Source organism: Micromonospora sp. NPDC048843 (assembly GCF_040649965.1).
Classification (GTDB): domain Bacteria; phylum Actinomycetota; class Actinomycetes; order Mycobacteriales; family Micromonosporaceae; genus Micromonospora; species Micromonospora hortensis.
In genome coordinates, this window is record NZ_JBEZGJ010000167.1 from 1 (window position 1) to 16,229 (window position 16,229).

Below are 16,229 nucleotides of genomic sequence, written 5' to 3' on the forward strand. Positions count from 1 at the left end.
ACATCGACAACCTGGAGGACGGCGCCTGGAAGCAGGACGCCGTCAAGCAGGCCGCCGCGGCGTGGGCCGAGGTCGGGGCGAAGTTCAGCGACAAGAGCTTCGAGGGGCTCAAGCACACCGACGTGCAGCTGCGGCAGAACCAGTACAAGGTGGCCATGTACCCCAGCGGTGACTGGCTGGAGGGCGAGCAGAAGAAGGACACGCCGGCCGGCTTCGACTACCAGCTCATGCCGGTGCCGAGCCTGTCCGCCTCGGACAAGCTGCCGGCCACCGCGCTGCGCGCCACCGCCGGTGAGGGCTACTTTGTCTCGGCGAAGAGCAAGAACCCCAAGGGCGGGCTGGAGTACATGCGTCAGATGCTCTCGACGGCGGGCGCGAAGGGCTTCACCGAGGTGGTCAAGGCTCCGACCGTGGTCACCGCCGGCTCGGAGGGTTTCGCCTTCCCGCCCGGTGTGGCCAGCTCGCAGGCCGCGCTCAAGGCGGCCGGTCAGGACGTGTTCAACCTGTACTTCGACGGTTGGTACAAGGAGCTCGACACGGAGGCGCGTACCGCCACCAACGAGCTGATGTTCGGCCGGATCAACGCGGACGCCTTCGTGGAGCGGATCCAGAAGCGCGCCGACGCCATCAAGAAGGACAGCTCCGTCACCAAGTTCAAGCGCTGATCGATCGGAGCTAGGGTCATGCGGCACGGCAAGTATCCATTCGTGATCGGGTTCCTGTTCGCCCCGGTCGCGCTGTACGTGACATTCGTGATCTGGCCGTACGCGCAGGCGTTCCAGATCTCGATGACCAACTGGCGGGGGCTGTCGGCCCCGCAGTGGGTGGGCTTCGACAACTACCGGAGGTTGCTCGACGACGGGGCCTTCTGGAAAGCGGTCCAGCACCACGGCGTACTGCTGCTTGCCCTGCCGCTGATCACCATTGCCATCGCCCTGTTCTTCGCCTTCCTACTCAACGTGGGCGGCAAGAGCAGCGGTGGTCAACGCCAGGGGGTCTGGGGGGCGAAGTTCTACCGGGTGGTGTTCTTCTTCCCCCAGGTCCTGGCGGTGGCCATCATCGCTGTGTTGTTCCAGATGGTGTACCGGCCGAACGAGTCCGGCCTGATCAACGGCGTGTTGATGAAGTTCGGCATCGAGCCGATCCTCTTCCTGGTCAAGCCGAACCTGGCCCTCTGGTCGATCATCGCGGTGCTGGTCTGGCAGGCGGTCGGCTTCTACGTGGTGCTCTTCTCGGCCGGGATGGCCTCCATCCCCGGTGAGATCTACGAGGCCGCCGAGATGGACGGGGCGACGAAGGTGACCCTGTTCTTCCGGGTCACCCTGCCGCTGCTGTGGGACACCCTCCAGGTGGCCTGGGTGTACCTCGGGATCGCGGCGTTCGACGCGTTCGCCATCGTGGCGGTGCTCTCGGTGGACGGTGGCGGCCCGGACGGCGCGACCACGGTGCTCGCCATGGAGATCTACCGCAACGCGTTCGTCTACTCGAAGTACGGCTACGCCTCGGCGATGGGCGTGGCGCTGTTCTTCCTCACCCTCACGTTCGCGGCGCTGACGCTGCGGCTCACCAAGCGGGAAAGCGTGGAGTACTGATGAATCCGCAGTCGACGCTGCCGCCGACGCCGGCGGCGCTACCGCCGAAGACCGGTGACCCGTCCGCCGCCGGGTCGGGGAGCAAGGGCCCCCGCTCGGAGGTAAAGCTGTTCGCCGGCCTGGGGCACGTCGCGCTCGCCGTGTGGGCGGTGATCGTGATCGTGCCGATCCTCTGGACCTTCCTCGCCGCGTTCAAGAACACCAGAGGCCGGTTTCCCCAGCCCGCACGGCACGTCAGCCCTTCACGCAGACCACCTGCTTGAGGTGCGCGACCACCTCGACCAGGTCCTCCTGCTGGGCCATCACCTCGGTGATGTCCTTGTACGCGCCGGGGATCTCGTCGACCACCCCGGCGTCCTTGCGGCACTCCACCCCGGCGGTCTGCGCGGCCAGGTCCTCCGTGCTGAAGGTCCGCTTGGCCTGCGCCCGAGACATCCGACGCCCTGCCCCGTGCGACGCCGAGCAGTACGCGTCGGCGTTTCCCCGTCCCCGCACGATGTACGACCCGGTGCCCATCGACCCGGGGATGATGCCCAGGTCACCCCGGCCGGCCCGGATGGCGCCCTTGCGGGTCACCAGCACGTCCACCCCGTCGTAGCTCTCCTCGGACACGTAGTTGTGGTGACACGAGATCGACTCGTCGAAGGACACCTGCGGGAAGTGCTCACGCACCACGCCACAGAACAGGGCCAGCATGACCGCCCGGTTGCGCCGCGCGTACTCCTGCGCCCACCAGAGATCCCGCCGGTACGCGTCCATCTCCGGCGTCCCGGCGAGGAACACGGCCAGGTCCCGGTCCGGAAGGTCGGCGTTGTGCGGCAGCCCCCGGGCCACCCCGATGTGCCGCTCGGCCAACTCCTTGCCGATGTTGCGCGACCCGGAGTGCAGCATCAGCCAGACCCGTCCCTCGTCGGCGCCGCCCTGCTCCAGGCAGACCTCGATGAAGTGGTTGCCCCCGCCGAGGGTGCCGATCTGCCGCTGCGCCCGCGTCTCCAGCTGCGCCACCCGCCGGTCCAGGCCGGCGAACCGGCCCCAGAAGTCGTCCCAGCCGGCCTGCTCCAGGCCGCGGATCCGACGGGTGTCGACCGAGTCCTTGCGCTGGGCGAAGCCGACCGGGATGGTGGCCTCGATCGCGGAGCGCAGCCCGGCCAGGTCGTCCGGCAGGTCGGCGGCGGTCAGCGAGGTACGGACCGCCGACATCCCGCAGCCGATGTCGACGCCGACCGCGGCCGGCGAGACGGCCTGCCGCATCGCGATCACCGAGCCGACAGTGGCGCCCTTGCCGAAGTGCACGTCGGGCATGACGGCGACACCCTGCACCCAGGGCAGCGCGCCGATGTTGCGCAGCTGCTTGGCGGCCTGCGGCTCGATGGCGTACGGATCGGTCCAGACCCGGACCGGTGCCCGGGTACCGGCGAGGGGGGTGAATCCCATCGTGGTCTCCTTCTGTCGTGCGGTGACCGTTAATGATCATATTCGGCGGCCAGCGGCGGTGCGCGGATACGAAAGGGCCGCCCGATCCCGGTGGGATGGGCGGCCGGCGGACGCGTCAGCGTCGGCGTCAGTCGCGCCACCCCGGCTCGTTGCGCCGCGCTGGGCGGTAGGCACGGGTATTGACGGTGAGCTGCAAAGGGGTGCCGGCGGAGAGCAGATACCAGCGGGCGTCGGTGCGGACGCGTCGCGACATGGCGTACTCCCTCCGGGTTGCTCGTTGACTGTGCACCGACGACAGTAGGAGGGCTGCGGCGCGTCCGCAATGGATATCCCCGCTAGCCGTAGGGCAGACTCGCGGGCATGGTGGAGACCTCCGTGCGCCTGCTGCGGCTGCTGACTCTGCTGCAGGTGCGCCGGGAGTGGTCCGGCGCCGAGCTGGCCGAGCGGCTCGCGGTCACCACCCGCACGGTACGCACGGACGTGGAGCGGCTGCGGGTGCTGGGCTACCAGATCGAGTCACACCCGGGGGTCGCCGGCGGCTACCGGCTCGGTGCCGGGTCGGCGCTGCCACCGCTGCTGCTCGACGACGACGAGGCCGTGGCGGTGGCCGTCGGGCTGCGAGCGGCGGCCGGCGGCTCGGTGACCGGCATCGAGGAGACCTCGCTGCGGGCGTTGGCCAAGCTGGAGCAGTCGTTGCCGTCACGCTTGCGGCACCGGGTGGACGCCCTGCGCTCGGCGACGGTCTCCGCCGCGGGCGGTGGCCCGACAGTGGACGCCGACACACTCACCGCCGTCTCCACGGCCGCGCACCGTCGGGAGCGGCTGCGGTTCGACTACGCCGGCCATGACGGCACTGTCAGCGTGCGCGACGTCGAGCCGTACCGTCTGGTCTACACCGGGCGGCGGTGGTACCTGCTGGGGTGGGACACCGACCGGGCCGATTGGCGGACGTTCCGCGCCGACCGGATCCGACCCCGGGTGCCGACCGGCCCACGCTTCGCGCCGCGGGAGCCGCCAGGTGGCGACGCTGTCGCGCACGTGCTGCGCGGCGTCGGCTCCACGGCCTGGCCACACCCCGCCCGGGTACGCCTGCACGCGTCGGCCGAGGCGATGGCGCGGCGGATCCCCAGCACGGCGGGCCTGCTGGAGGCGATCGACGAGCGAGCCTGCCTGCTGCACACCGGCGGCGAGTCGCTGGGCAATCTCGCCGCCTTCCTCAGCACGCTGGCTGTCGACTTCGACGTGCTCGACCCACCGGAGCTGCGCACCGTCGTCAGGGACGTCGCCGCCCGGTTCGCGCGCGCCGCTCAGGTGTCGTAGACCCCGTCCCAGGGCGGATCGAACCCCAGGTCGTCGGGGAGGAACTCGGCGTGGTCCGCGTCGTCGTACTCGTGGGACCAGTCGACCAGCCCGAAGACGTGCCCGTCGACCTCGACCTGGAACAGCCGGATGGCGATGTCAGCGAAGACCCGGCCGGGCAGGGCGTCCAGCCACTCGGCGAGGCGAGCCTCGGCCCGATCGATCGAGGTTTCCTCGTCCTCGCTGGTGCCGGCGAACCAGATGTCGGAGTCGGTGTGCGCGCCGTCGGCGTCGAACCGGTGCAGCACCGCGTACCAGCGCTTGTGGCGGTACCAGTCGTCTTCGGCTCCGGCACCGTCCTCAAGGGTGGCGGTGACGGAGCCGAAGAACTGACCCTTGTCGTAGTGGCCGATCGTGCTGGTGCGGTAGTCGGGCTCGTGCGCGATCGGCACCAGGTCGGGAATCGCCATGGCCGAGAGGCTACGGCAGTAGATCTATGCCTGCGGCACCAGCCGGAAGGACTGCGCCGCGGTGCCGTTGCAGGCGTATTGGATGAGTTGGACGCTGTCCGCGGTGGACGCTCCCGGCACGTCGAGACACTTGCCGCTGGAACGGTTGACCAGACGGTAGTAGCCGCCGCCCTCGGGCTCGGCCCGCCACTGCTGGTTGTTGCCGCCGCTGTAGGACCAGAGCTGGATCGGCGCCGAGTCGGCGGTCGACCGGTCCGTCACATCGAGCACCTGGGCGCTGTTGATGCGGTTGTTGACCCGCAGGTACCCGCCGCTGGTCGGCACGAACTGGTACTGCTGCGCGGTGCTGCTGTTGCACGCGTACTGCTGGATGGCGGTGCCGTTCGCGCTGGCCGCGGCCCGGGCGTCCACGCACTTGCCGCTGGCCCGGTTGACAGCTGTGTGCCAGGCGGTCGGCGAGATGCCGTCGGACGGCGGGGGCGTGGTCGGCGGGACGGCGCCGACGCCGGCAAGCCAGTGCAGCCCGTCGATCAGCAACTGGTTCTGCTGCGCGCTGTCGAAGGTGGAGGACAGCCCGGTGTTGGTGCTGTAGTTCATCGCGTTGTGCCCGAAGTTGGCGTAGAGCATCTTGTACTGCCTGTTGCTCCAGACGAGCGGGTAGTAGCCGCCGTACCAGGACTGGTTGGGGTCCGTGCCGACCGGGAAGCTGGACGGGTCGACCGAGGCGAGGATGTCGATGTTGGGGTTCTGCCGCAGGTCGTTGCTCCAGGAGTACCACTCGCTGATCGACGACGGGAACGTCGCCGGGAGGTTCCGGGTGGCGGCGTGGGTGCGGTTGTCGGCGCGCATCGTGACCCGGGTGGGTCCCCAGGTGTTCGTCTGGAACGAGCCGGTGCCGAGGAAGGTGTTGTAGTACCAGCTCCAGCTCGACGGGTTGGTGGTGAACGCGCTGACGTGGAAGCCGAACCATCCCCCGCCGTTCTGCACGTACTGCTGGAACGCGGCGCGCTGCGCGGCGGGCGGCGCGTCGTCCAGGAACATGACGACCTTGTACTGGGCCAGGTTTGCGGTGTTCAGCAGGCCCCAGTTGTTGGTGGCCTCCCACGAGAACCCGTGTTGGGCTGCGGCCTGCGGGAACCAGGCCCGGGCGTCCTTGACGAAGTCGATGTGCGCGGCGTCCCAGGTGCCGTTGTAGAAGGCCAGGACCTTGAACGTCGGCGCGGCCTGCGCGCTGCGCGAGGCGTTGACAGCGAGGCCGGCGGTCAACGCGACGACCACTGCGACGAACAACGACAGGATCCGTCTGGTACGGGAGGAAAGTTCTGCGATCACCTGATCGTCCCTTCGGTCGGGACGCGCGCCGCCGCGTCGATGTGCATCTGTTCACAAGGTTTACAGATAGATGAAAGGTTATGCGCTCCGGTTGGGCGGCGTCAATCGCGGGGCGGCCGATCGGGTGGGATTCCTGCGGCAACGGGTAACCCGGCCGGATGACCAGCCCGGACGCCGTCGACGTCGACCAGCCGCTCGCCGAGGACGTGCCCGCCGCGCCGCACGACGCCAGCGGCGAACGCGTGCCGACCCGCGACCTGGCCGGCCTCGCGCCGCCGGCCCGGTCGGCGCGCCGCTGGACCCCGAGCCGAGTGGTGGCCACCCCCGCCGCGCTCGACCACCCGCACGGCCAGCGGATCGTCGAGCGGGTGCGGGCACTCGGCATCGAGGTGGAACACCTGCGCGCCAACCGGCTCACCGGGGTACGCGGGCAGACCGACCGGGAAACCTACGCCCGGGCGAAGTCGACGATGGCGATCGTGGTGAGCCCACCCTCGCGGCGCGTCCTGCAACCCATCGCACCCAGCGCGGACTGGCGGGTCGACCTGGCCGAGGGGTGCCCCGCGCACTGCCAGTACTGCTACCTCGCCGGATCCCTGTCCGGCCCGCCGGTGACCCGGGTGTACGCGGACCTCGACGACATCCTCACCGGGCTGGCCGCGTACGCCGGACGGGGCACGGTGACCAGCCGCAACGCACGGCGCGCCGATGAGGGCACGACCTTCGAGGCGTCCTGCTACACCGACCCGCTCGCCCTGGAGCACCTGACCGTCAGCTGGCGGCGCGCGGTGCAGCACTTCGCCGACTGGGACGCCCCCGTGCAGCTGCGCTGGACCACCAAGTACGCCGACGTGGACACCTTCGTGGGGCTGCCGCATTCCGGCCGGACCCGGGTCCGCTTCAGCGTCAACTGCGCCCCGGTCAGCGAACGGTTCGAGGGTGGCACCGCCCGAGTGCCGGACCGCCTGGCCGCGCTGCGCCGGCTCGCCCTCGACGGCTACCCCGTCGGGCTGACCATCGCGCCGATCATCGCGCTGCCGGACTGGCGGGAGCGCTACGGCGAACTGCTCGACCAGGTCCGCGCGGCGGTCGACGGGGTGTCGGACCTGGATCTGACCGCCGAGCTGATCACCCACCGGTTCACGCCGGGCAGCAAGGAGGTGCTGCTCGGCTGGTACCCCCGCACCCGGCTGGAGATGGACGAGGAGTCCCGCACCCGTAAGCACGGCAAGTTCGGCGCGGTGAAGTACGTCTACCCGCGTGAGCAGATGACCGAGCTGCGCGACTGGTTCACCGCCGAACTGACAGCCCGCGTGCCCGCCTGCCGGATCCTCTACTGGACCTGACGCGTCCCTTTCGCGGGCTAGACGCCGACGGTGCCGTCGACGCCCTCACGGAGAAGATCGGCGTGGCCATTGTGCCGGGCGTACTCGTGGATCAGGTGCAACATCACCAGCCGCAGTGACACGGTCTCTCCGGAGCGGGCGTTGAGGCCGGTCACATCGAGCGACGCGGCCGCCCGCTCGATCCGGCGGGCATGCGCGACCTCACGCTCCCAGGCGTCGAACGCCTCAGCCCGGGTGGCTGAGGTGGCGTCGTACGCCTGCTGGAAGTCCCCGGCCTCCGACCAGACCAACCCGATGTCCTCGCCGTCGATGACCCGCCGGAACCAGGCGCGCTCCACCTCGGCCAGGTGTCGCACCAGGCCGAGCAGGGACAGCGCGGAGGGTGGCATCGACCGCCGGCGCAGGTCCTCGTCGGACAGACCCGCGCACTTGAGTGCCAGCGTGGCGCGGTGGAAGTCGAGGAACGCGCGCAGCGTCTCCCGCTCGTCGCCGGTAACCGGGGGGCCGATCCGTTCAGTGGTCATTGAAACGATGATGCCGGATGGCACGGGCGGCCGCGGTGCCGGGACGCGGGTCAGGGCCGCGGGGGCTGGACCTGACGGTCAGCCGACCGAGGAGCGGGCGACCGGGGCGGCGAAGAACGTGTCCGGGTACGGCTCGTCGCGCAGGCTGTAGTGCCACCACTCACGGTCGTAGTTGACGAACCCGGCGTCGGTCATCAGTCGCTCTAACAACCGGCGGTTGTCGCGCGCCGTCCCGGTGACGCGGGGGTCGGCGGTGTGGGCCCGCGAGTCGAAGCAGTCGAAGCCCGTACCCATGTCGATGCTGTTGTCAGCGAAGCGCTGCCCGCGCGGCGCGGTGCAGGCGACCAGCGGTTGCCCGACCCGGTACGGAGGTTGGCTGGCGGCGGGCTCGTCGACCAGTGTCAGGTCCAGGGTGCTGCCGCGGCTGTGCGCGGTGGGCGCGCCGATGTACCCGTCGGCGAAGAGCCGGTTCTTTGCCAGGTCCGGGTAGAACTCGGCCTTGGTCTGCTGCTCGTCGGGGCGCTTCGACCAGGCGACGAAGTCGTCCACCGCCGGTTGCGGGCGGTAGCAGTCGTACACCTTGAGGCTGTGCCCACCGGTCAGCGCGGCGTCCTGTACGCGGCGCAACGCCTCGGCCGCCTGCCGGCTGAGCAGGCACAGCGGCTCGCGGTAGCTGGCGATCGGTCGGCCGACGAAGTTGTGCGGTGTGGCGTACCGGATGTCGGCGTGGATGCGCGGGTCGAGGTCGGTCAGCACCACGAACCCCGGCAGCGCGGCCGCCACGGAGGTGGACGGGGTCGGCGCGGGAGTGGGTGTGGGGCTCGCCGACGTCGGCTGCGGCGCGGCCGGCGCGGGGCGGGGCTCCGGCCGCGAGCAGCCGCCGAGCAGCGCGGCGAGCGCGAACACGACGGCCAGGCGGTAGCGCACGAGTCCTGTCTATCAGCCCAACCAGGGCCACCATCCCAGGATCCCTGTGGTCCGACGAGCGAAAGTAACCGGAAAAACTCCGGAACTTTTCCGCAACTCAAGCGAAGCTTCGATCGTCCTGGCATGTCGTCAACCCCCATCGGTGAGGCAAGATGACGCGTGGAACGGGCACGCCGTTTCGGGACACACGGTGGGCGACGCCTGGTGGTCGTTCCTCCGGCTCGGTGAAGGAGACGCGGGTGGGCGCGGACGACGGACGCAGGGTGACCATCACCGCGATCGCACGGGAGGCCGGGGTGTCGGTGCCGACCGTGTCACGGGTGCTCAACGGGCGCTCCGATGTGGCCCCGGACACCCGGGAGCGGGTCGAGGAGTTGTTGCGCCACCACGGCTACCGGCGTCGCACCAGCCGCAGCGTTCGCCGTGCCGGTCTCGTCGACCTGGTCTTCAACGACCTGGACAGCCCATGGGCCGTGGAAATCATCCGGGGTGTGGAGGATGTCGGGCACGGCGCGGGCGTCGGCACTGTGGTCTCCGCGATCCACCGGCAGCCCACAGCGGCCCGGCAGTGGTTGCAGAACCTGCGCACCCGGGCCACCGACGGCGTCATCTTCGTGACCTCGCACCTGAGCCCGCCGCTGCACGCGCAGCTGCGCCGCCTCAACGTGCCGGTCGTGGTCGTGGACCCGGCCGGCGTGCCGGCCATGGACGTGCCGACGATCGGCGCCACCAACTGGGCCGGCGGGCTCGCCGCGACCGAACATCTGCTCGCGATCGGGCACCGGCGCATCGGTTTCGTGGCCGGGCCGACGCATCTGCTGTGCAGCCGGGCCCGGCTCGACGGTTACCGGGCCGGGCTGGAGGCCGCCGGGGTGCCGGTGGACGACGCGCTGATCTACCCGGGCGACTTCTACCACGCCTCCGGGTTCGCCGGCGGGACCGCGCTGCTCGACCTCGCCGACCCGCCGACCGGCATCTTCGCCTCCAGCGACCAGATGGCCTTCGGCGTCTACGAGGCCATCCGGCGCCGCGGGCTGCGTGTGCCCGACGACGTGAGCGTGGTGGGGTTCGACGACCTGCCGGAAGCCCGCTGGGCCTCACCGCCACTGACCACAGTGCGCCAACCGTTGGTCGAGATGGGACGGTTGGCGGCCCGGACCGTGCTGCGCCTGGCCCAGGGCGAGGGCATCGACTCGCCCCGGGTGGAACTCGCCACCGAGTTGGTCGTTCGGGACAGCACCGCCGCCCCGCTGACCGGGTCGCCCGCCTCGACGTGACGGCCGGAACTGCGTCGGAAACCGGTTGGACTGGTTCCGGTCCGTTCCCGAAAATTCCGGCGAGGCCGGGCCCGACCGAGTGTCATCCACGGCGGGCGCGGTGAGCGACCGACGGTCACCCACCGCGCCGCACTGTCAGTGGTGGTGGTGCCAGCGGACGGCCTTGCGGATGGTCACCGGTAGGGCGGGCGCGCCGTCGACCGGCGCCGGGTCCTCAGCGGTCGGTGCCACTCCCCCGGCGGCGATCCGGTCCAGCGTGGCCAGGCCGGCACCGTCGACCTCGCCGAAGATCGTGTAGTTGGGCCGCAGCGCGGAGTTGGCGTAGACCAGGAAGAACTGACTGCCGTTGGTGTCCGGCCCGGCGTTGGCCATGGCCAGCACGCCACGGGCGTACACCCGGCGTTCCCCGGTCGGGTCGGTGGGCGCGGGCGGCAGGTCGGTCGGCAACTCGTCGCGGTACCGGTAGCCCGGACCGCCCTCACCGGTGCCGGACGGGTCACCGCACTGCAGCACGCTCAGCGTCGGGTACGCGGTGAGCCGGTGGCACGGGGTGCGGTCGTAGAACCGCTTACTCACCAGGTGCAGGAAGCTCTGCACCGTGCACGGCGCGGCGGCCCGGTCCAGTGTCAACCCGATGGGCCCGTGATTGGTCGCCAGTGTCACCCGGACGCTGCCCCGGGACGGGGTGCGTCGCGGGTCGGGCGGCAGCGGCACCGGCCGGGCCGCCGGTTCGTCCGGGGTCTCGGCGTACGCGCACGGGCCGTGGGTGGTGCGCGGCGGTCGGGTAGCGGTGTCGGCAGCGGCGGGCGGCGCCGCGGAGACGCGCACCGCATCGGCCGACGGGCCCGGGGCGGCGAGCGCGGTGACGGACGAGCCGGCGACCAGCGCCCCGGCGAGCACTGTCACCCCCGCGAGGCGGGTCAGGGCGCGCACCGGCCGGCGGGGTGCCGCCACTGCGGGGCGCGGTTCGAGTTCACTCGACACAGGGATCCTCCTGGACTGGTGGTGCCAGAAAGACCGGAGTCTATGGAGGGCAGCGCCCGATGTCGATCCGTCAGGGCATCCGGCGGCGACGCCGCCACAGCAGGCCGCCCAACAACGCCATGACCGTCGCGCCGCTCACAGCGGTCACCGACCAGAGCCACTCCGAGCCGGCACGCGCGGGCCCGCTGGCCGCCGCCGGTCGGGGCGCGCCGGGTGCCGCCAGCGCGGACGGCGCCGCCGACGGGGTGGCGGTCAATTCGCCGGGCTCGACCAGCCGACCCACGGCGGCGTCCCGGGGCAGCGTGAAGCCCCAGTCCAGGAGGGCCGCGCCCTGCTCCCAACCGCGCACCGGCGCCGATTCGGCGCCCAGCAGTGTCACCACCAGCCGCCGCCCGCCGCGTTCCGCCGCCCCCACGTAGGTGTGCCGGGCCAGATCGGTGAAGCCGGTCTTGCCGCCGAGCGCCCCCGGGTACCGGTAGATGAGCTGGTTCTCGTTCTGGATCTCGAAGCCCTTGGTGCGTTGCGCCGGCTGGGGCGGAATCGACGTCTGCTCGGTCAGTGCGTACCGACGGAAGTTCGGCTCGGCGAAGCAGGAACGGGCAATCAACGCCAAGTCGTACGCGCTGGTGAACTGCCCCTCGCCGTCCAGCCCGGACGGGGTGACCGCGTGCGTCTGGAGCGCGCCGAGGTGGTGCGCCTGCTCGTTCATGGCGCGCACACCGGCGGCGCTGTCCGTCCCGCTGCCGAGTCGGGCCAGCGCGTTGGCGGCCTCGTTGCCAGAGTTGAGCAGCAACCCGAGCCAGATGGTCTCGATGGTGTACCGGCCACCCGCTACCAGGCCCACGGCCGAGGAGCCGGGTTCGATGTTCATGTCCGCGTCGGTGACGGTGACCGTCTGCTTCGCGTCGAGCTTGGGCAGCATGGTGGCCGCCAGCAGGAGCTTCTGCACGCTCGCCGGTGTGCCGTACTCGTGGGGGCCGCACCCGCCGAGCACCTGGCCGCTGTCCAGGTCGGCGACCAGCCACGACGTGGCGGTGACCCTGGGTGGCGCGACGACGCCGGCCGGCACGACCAGGCCGGCCGTGTCCAGCGCCGCGCCGCCGATCGTCCGCTGCGCGGAAACGGCGGGCGGGGGCGACGGCCGGGGTGGGCGGGACGCCGCTGGGGCCGGGACCCGGGGGCAGCGCACCGTCGGCGCGGCGGACGCTCCCGTCGCACCGACCGGCACGGGAGCGAGCAGGACGGCGGACGTCGTGGCCGCCAGCAGCGCAGCTCTCATGTGCCCGACCCTAGTCAGGAAGATCGCCCGGCGGGACGGGATGCCGGTCAACTCGCGTCACCGCGACTGCGCAGGTAGTCGTGCAGCGCGGCGCTGCCCCGCAGCCGGCGCAGGCTGCGGGTGTGCAACTCCTGCTCACGGCGGCCCAGCTCGGCGCGGACCCGCTGGGCGCTCCCGGTGGTCCGCAGCTCGCCCAGCACTGCGGCGATGATCTCGAACGGGTACGCGCCACGGCGCAGCAATGCGATGACCTGCGCCGCGCGTAGCTCCGCCTCGTCGTACACCCGGTAGTTGGTGCCCGGGGTGCGGCCCGGCCGCAGCAGCTCGCGCTCCTCCCACAGCCGCAGCTGTGAGGTCCGGACCCCGACCAGGGCGGCGACCTCGCCGATGCGGGCGCCGTGGCGTGACGCGGGTCGGGCTGTCGGTGGGCTGGCCAGCACGGTCTCGAAGGCGCCGAGCACCCGGCGGATCTCGGCGCGTTCCCGGTCCAGCTCGGCATGGCCGCCGTCGAGCGCCGCCAGGGCCGCCGGCAGGTCACCCACGTGCACCGCCGCCATGATCTCCCGGGTACGACTCCAGCCGTGCCCCTCGGCCAACCGCCGCGCCACTGTCAGCGCCCGGGCGTGCTCGCTGGTGAAGATCCGGTAGCCGCTGGCGGTGCGCCGCACCGGCGGCAGCACCCCCAACTCGACGTAGTTGCGCACCTGCTGCACCGAGATCCCGACGGTGGCCGCCAGGTCCACGGCGCGCAGCCGATCCTTCGAGGCGACGTCCACGCGAGCCACCGTACCGCTTACGACGTGATTTGAGACTTTCCCGGACGTAGTGCCTTCGTGTGCGCTCGAAGTTCGGCAGAAGTATCTACATGGGGATGAATGAGACAATGGAACCCGCCAGTGCCCGGCGGGGCAAAGTCCCGCCACGACTCCGTGAAGGGTTCGTATGTCGCAGCCAGCATGGTCCGCCGCCGACAGCCACGACATGATCGAGGTACGCGGAGCGCGGGAGAACAACCTCGCCGACGTCTCTGTCGACATCCCCAAACGCCGGCTGACCGTCTTCACCGGTGTCTCCGGGTCGGGCAAGTCGTCGCTGGTCTTCGGCACCATCGCCGCCGAGTCCCAGCGCATGATCAACGAGACCTACAGCGCGTTCCTCCAGTCGTTCATGCCGAACCTCAACCGGCCGGACGTCGACTCGCTACGCAACCTCAGCGCGGCCATCGTCGTCGACCAGGAACGGATGGGGGTCAACTCCCGCTCCACCGTCGGCACCGCCACCGACGCGTACGCCATGCTGCGGATCCTCTTCAGCCGCCTCGGCCAGCCGTCCATCGGCGGTGCCGGGGCGTTCAGCTTCAACCTGCCCGAGGGCATGTGCCCCACCTGCGAAGGGCTGGGCCGGGTCTCCGACCTCGACGTCAACGAACTGGTCGACGTCGAACGCTCCCTCAACGACGGCGCTATCACCGTGCCCAACTTCGCTGTCGACTCCTGGTACTGGCAGACCATCGTCGGCTCCGGCCTGTTCGACCCGGACGTCAAACTCCAGGACTTCACCCCACAACAGTGGGAGGACTTCCTGCACAAGCCGGCCACCAAGATCAAGGTGGGAAGCAACAACTGGACGTACGAGGGGCTGGCGGTCAAGGTCAAGCGGCTCCTCCTGAGCAAGGACCGCGAGTCGATGCAACCGCACATCCGCGCCTTCGTCGACCGGGCGGTCACCTTCACCAGCTGCGGCGACTGCGGCGGCACCCGACTCAACGCGGCGGCCCTGTCATCACGGATCGCCGGGCTCACCATCGCCGACTGCTCGGCCATGCAGATCAGCGACCTGGCCGCGTTCGTCCGCACCGTCGACGACCCGGGGGCCGCGCCACTCGTCGCCAACCTCCGCGACCTGCTGGACTCCCTGGTCGAGATCGGTCTGGGCTACCTCAGCCTGGACCGCGAGTCGGCGACCCTCTCCGGCGGCGAGGCGCAACGGGTGAAGATGGTCCGGCACCTCGGCTCCAGCCTCTCCGACGTCACCTACGTCTTCGACGAACCCACCGTCGGCCTGCACCCGCACGACATCGCCCGGATGAACGACCTGCTACTGCGGCTGCGCGACAAGGGCAACACCGTGCTGGTGGTGGAACACAAACCGGAGACCATCGCCATCGCCGACCACGTGGTCGACCTCGGACCGGGCGCCGGCACCGACGGCGGCCGGATCTGCTTCACCGGCGACATCCCCGGCCTGCGCCGCTCCGACACGCTCACCGGGCGGCACCTGGACCACCGGGCGACACTGCGCTCCGACGTGCGCCGGCCGACCGGGCAACTCGCCATCCGCCAGGCCGACCTGCACAATCTGCACGACGTGGACGTGGACATCCCCCTCGGGGTCCTCACAGTGGTCACCGGCGTGGCCGGCTCCGGCAAGAGTTCACTGATCCACGGGTCGCTGCGCGGCCGGTCCGGGGTCGTCATCGTCGACCAGTCCCCGATCCGTGGCTCACGACGCAGCAACCCGGCCACCTACAGCGGGCTGCTCGACCCGATCCGCACCGCCTTCGCCAAGGCCAACGGGGTCAAGGCCGCGCTGTTCAGCGCCAACTCCGAGGGCGCCTGCCCCACCTGCAAGGGAATCGGCCTCATCTACACCGACCTGGCGATGATGGCCGGCGTCGCGAGCGTTTGCGAACGGTGCGAGGGGCGACGCTTCACCGACGAGGTGCTCACGTACACGCTGCGCGGCAAGAACATTCACCAGGTGCTGACGATGTCGGTCACCGAGGCGTACGCGTTCTTCCCGCACGTCATCCTCGGCCGGTTGGTCGACGTCGGGCTGGGCTACCTCAGTCTCGGTCAGCCGCTGACCACCCTGTCCGGCGGTGAGCGGCAACGACTCAAGCTCGCCATCCACCTGGCCGAGAAGACCACCACGTACGTCCTGGACGAGCCGACCACCGGCCTGCACCTGGCCGACGTGGACCAACTGTTGGCCCTGCTCGACCGAATGGTCGACGCCGGAAACACGGTGATCGTCATCGAGCATCACCAGGCAGTCATGGCACACGCCGACTGGCTCATCGACCTCGGCCCCGGCGCCGGTCACGACGGTGGCCGCATCGTCTTCACCGGCACGCCAGCCGAACTGGTCGCCACCGGCGACACCCTCACCGCCAAGCACCTCCGCGAGTACGTCAACGACCCGGCGGTGATCGGCCAGGGCTGACACCGCCGGCAGCACACCGGCGGCGGCGGTGTCAGGTGACGCGGCGCAGCCAGCGCCGCTGCCAGGGGGTCTCCACCGCCTTCGGGTGGTACCCGGCCCGCACCCACGGCACCGCCCGCTCGACCGGCAGACCGTCGAGGATCGCCAACGCGGCCAGGGCCGTTCCGGTACGACCCACCCCACCCCGACAGGCCACCTCGACACGTTCACCGTCGTGGGCCCGTCGCAGCGCCTCCCGCAGGACGTCGAGGGCTTCGGCACGATCGAGCGGCACCCAGAAATCGGGCCACCGGATCCGCCGGTGCGGCCAGGCTGGCTCCGGACCAGGCGCCAGCAGCACGGCGAAGTCGGCGGGCGAGGTCGCGGCAGCGACGCGGCGTCCGCGCACCGTCGCCCCACTGGGGAGTACGAGTACGCCCGACTGCTCGGACCACGGCTGTGCGTCAGTCATCGGGACATTGTGCCGCCACGCTTTGACAGATGAGCACAGACAGCGCCGCCCCCGGCTGGTGGGCCGGGGGCGGCGCGGGGGTCGGTGTG

General features: G+C 70.8%; 16 protein-coding genes and 1 pseudogene. 7 read left to right on the top strand and 10 right to left on the bottom strand.

The features are described from left to right. The 3 genes and pseudogenes from AB0C20_RS29055 to AB0C20_RS29065 all read left to right on the top strand — a co-directional run. Nucleotides 1-665, top strand: a pseudogene (locus AB0C20_RS29055) (sugar ABC transporter substrate-binding protein); the annotation flags it as partial. 18 nt (nucleotides 666-683) lie between these two features. Further along, nucleotides 684-1,592, top strand: a complete 909-nt coding sequence (locus AB0C20_RS29060; RefSeq protein ID WP_091403976.1) for a sugar ABC transporter permease — start codon at nucleotides 684-686, stop codon at nucleotides 1,590-1,592. Beyond that, nucleotides 1,592-1,855: a hypothetical protein gene (locus AB0C20_RS29065; protein WP_357569127.1), complete on the top strand. Its 264-nt coding sequence runs from the start codon at nucleotides 1,592-1,594 to the stop codon at nucleotides 1,853-1,855. Before AB0C20_RS29060 ends, AB0C20_RS29065 begins: the two co-directional genes overlap by 1 nt. On the opposite strand, the gene AB0C20_RS29070 is transcribed toward AB0C20_RS29065, so the two are convergent. Both AB0C20_RS29070 and AB0C20_RS29075 read right to left on the bottom strand, forming a co-directional pair. After that, nucleotides 1,827-3,026: an RtcB family protein gene (locus tag AB0C20_RS29070; protein ID WP_357569128.1), complete on the bottom strand. Its 1,200-nt coding sequence runs from the start codon at nucleotides 3,024-3,026 to the stop codon at nucleotides 1,827-1,829. The genes AB0C20_RS29065 and AB0C20_RS29070 overlap by 29 nt on opposite strands. 127 nt (nucleotides 3,027-3,153) lie before the next feature. Continuing rightward, complete coding sequence (locus tag AB0C20_RS29075) at nucleotides 3,154-3,279, bottom strand: hypothetical protein (protein WP_357569129.1); 126 nt, start codon at nucleotides 3,277-3,279, stop codon at nucleotides 3,154-3,156. Nucleotides 3,280-3,386: 107 nt separating this feature from the next. Between AB0C20_RS29075 and AB0C20_RS29080 the strand changes: the two genes are divergently transcribed. Next, nucleotides 3,387-4,346: a YafY family protein gene (locus AB0C20_RS29080; protein WP_357191866.1), complete on the top strand. Its 960-nt coding sequence runs from the start codon at nucleotides 3,387-3,389 to the stop codon at nucleotides 4,344-4,346. Here AB0C20_RS29080 and AB0C20_RS29085 read toward each other — a convergent pair. Both AB0C20_RS29085 and AB0C20_RS29090 read right to left on the bottom strand, forming a co-directional pair. Next, nucleotides 4,334-4,795, bottom strand: coding sequence for a hypothetical protein (locus tag AB0C20_RS29085; RefSeq protein ID WP_357569130.1), 462 nt, complete (start codon nucleotides 4,793-4,795; stop codon nucleotides 4,334-4,336). The genes AB0C20_RS29080 and AB0C20_RS29085 overlap by 13 nt on opposite strands. Before the next feature lie 24 nt (nucleotides 4,796-4,819). Continuing rightward, a complete protein-coding gene (locus AB0C20_RS29090; protein ID WP_357569131.1) occupies nucleotides 4,820-6,127 on the bottom strand; it encodes an RICIN domain-containing protein in 1,308 nt (435 codons plus the stop codon). A 158-nt stretch (nucleotides 6,128-6,285) separates the two neighbouring features. On the opposite strand from AB0C20_RS29090, the gene AB0C20_RS29095 reads away from it, so the two are divergent. Then, the gene (locus AB0C20_RS29095; RefSeq protein WP_357569132.1) at nucleotides 6,286-7,473 is read left to right on the top strand and encodes a spore photoproduct lyase family protein; all 1,188 of its coding nucleotides are present in this window, start codon (nucleotides 6,286-6,288) and stop codon (nucleotides 7,471-7,473) included. Between the two features lie 17 nt (nucleotides 7,474-7,490). Here the strand turns inward: AB0C20_RS29095 and AB0C20_RS29100 are convergent, their stop codons facing one another. Together AB0C20_RS29100 and AB0C20_RS29105 are read right to left on the bottom strand one after the other, a co-directional pair. After that, the gene (locus tag AB0C20_RS29100) at nucleotides 7,491-7,997 is read right to left on the bottom strand and encodes a DinB family protein (protein WP_357191854.1); all 507 of its coding nucleotides are present in this window, start codon (nucleotides 7,995-7,997) and stop codon (nucleotides 7,491-7,493) included. A gap of 78 nt (nucleotides 7,998-8,075) precedes the next feature. Next, a complete protein-coding gene (locus AB0C20_RS29105) occupies nucleotides 8,076-8,924 on the bottom strand; it encodes a M15 family metallopeptidase (RefSeq protein ID WP_357569133.1) in 849 nt (282 codons plus the stop codon). Nucleotides 8,925-9,163: 239 nt separating this feature from the next. On the opposite strand from AB0C20_RS29105, the gene AB0C20_RS29110 reads away from it, so the two are divergent. Next, a complete protein-coding gene (locus AB0C20_RS29110) occupies nucleotides 9,164-10,201 on the top strand; it encodes a LacI family DNA-binding transcriptional regulator (protein WP_124858085.1) in 1,038 nt (345 codons plus the stop codon). Nucleotides 10,202-10,336: 135 nt separating this feature from the next. Here AB0C20_RS29110 and AB0C20_RS29115 read toward each other — a convergent pair whose 3' ends face one another. The 3 genes from AB0C20_RS29115 to AB0C20_RS29125 all read right to left on the bottom strand — a co-directional run bounded on the left by AB0C20_RS29115 (nucleotide 10,337) and on the right by AB0C20_RS29125 (nucleotide 13,240). Beyond that, complete coding sequence (locus tag AB0C20_RS29115) at nucleotides 10,337-11,185, bottom strand: peptidylprolyl isomerase (RefSeq protein WP_357569134.1); 849 nt, start codon at nucleotides 11,183-11,185, stop codon at nucleotides 10,337-10,339. A gap of 70 nt (nucleotides 11,186-11,255) precedes the next feature. Then, nucleotides 11,256-12,464, bottom strand: a complete 1,209-nt coding sequence (locus AB0C20_RS29120) for a D-alanyl-D-alanine carboxypeptidase (RefSeq protein WP_357191847.1) — start codon at nucleotides 12,462-12,464, stop codon at nucleotides 11,256-11,258. Between the two features lie 47 nt (nucleotides 12,465-12,511). Continuing rightward, entirely contained in the window at nucleotides 12,512-13,240 is a 729-nt protein-coding gene (locus AB0C20_RS29125; protein ID WP_357191844.1) for a MerR family transcriptional regulator, read from the bottom strand. 166 nt (nucleotides 13,241-13,406) lie between these two features. Between AB0C20_RS29125 and AB0C20_RS29130 the strand changes: the two genes are divergently transcribed. Continuing rightward, the gene (locus AB0C20_RS29130; RefSeq protein ID WP_357191841.1) at nucleotides 13,407-15,689 is read left to right on the top strand and encodes an excinuclease ABC subunit UvrA; all 2,283 of its coding nucleotides are present in this window, start codon (nucleotides 13,407-13,409) and stop codon (nucleotides 15,687-15,689) included. A gap of 31 nt (nucleotides 15,690-15,720) precedes the next feature. Here the strand turns inward: AB0C20_RS29130 and AB0C20_RS29135 are convergent, their stop codons facing one another. Beyond that, complete coding sequence (locus AB0C20_RS29135; RefSeq protein WP_091406692.1) at nucleotides 15,721-16,140, bottom strand: protein-tyrosine phosphatase family protein; 420 nt, start codon at nucleotides 16,138-16,140, stop codon at nucleotides 15,721-15,723. Nucleotides 16,141-16,229: the final 89 nt, after the last annotated feature.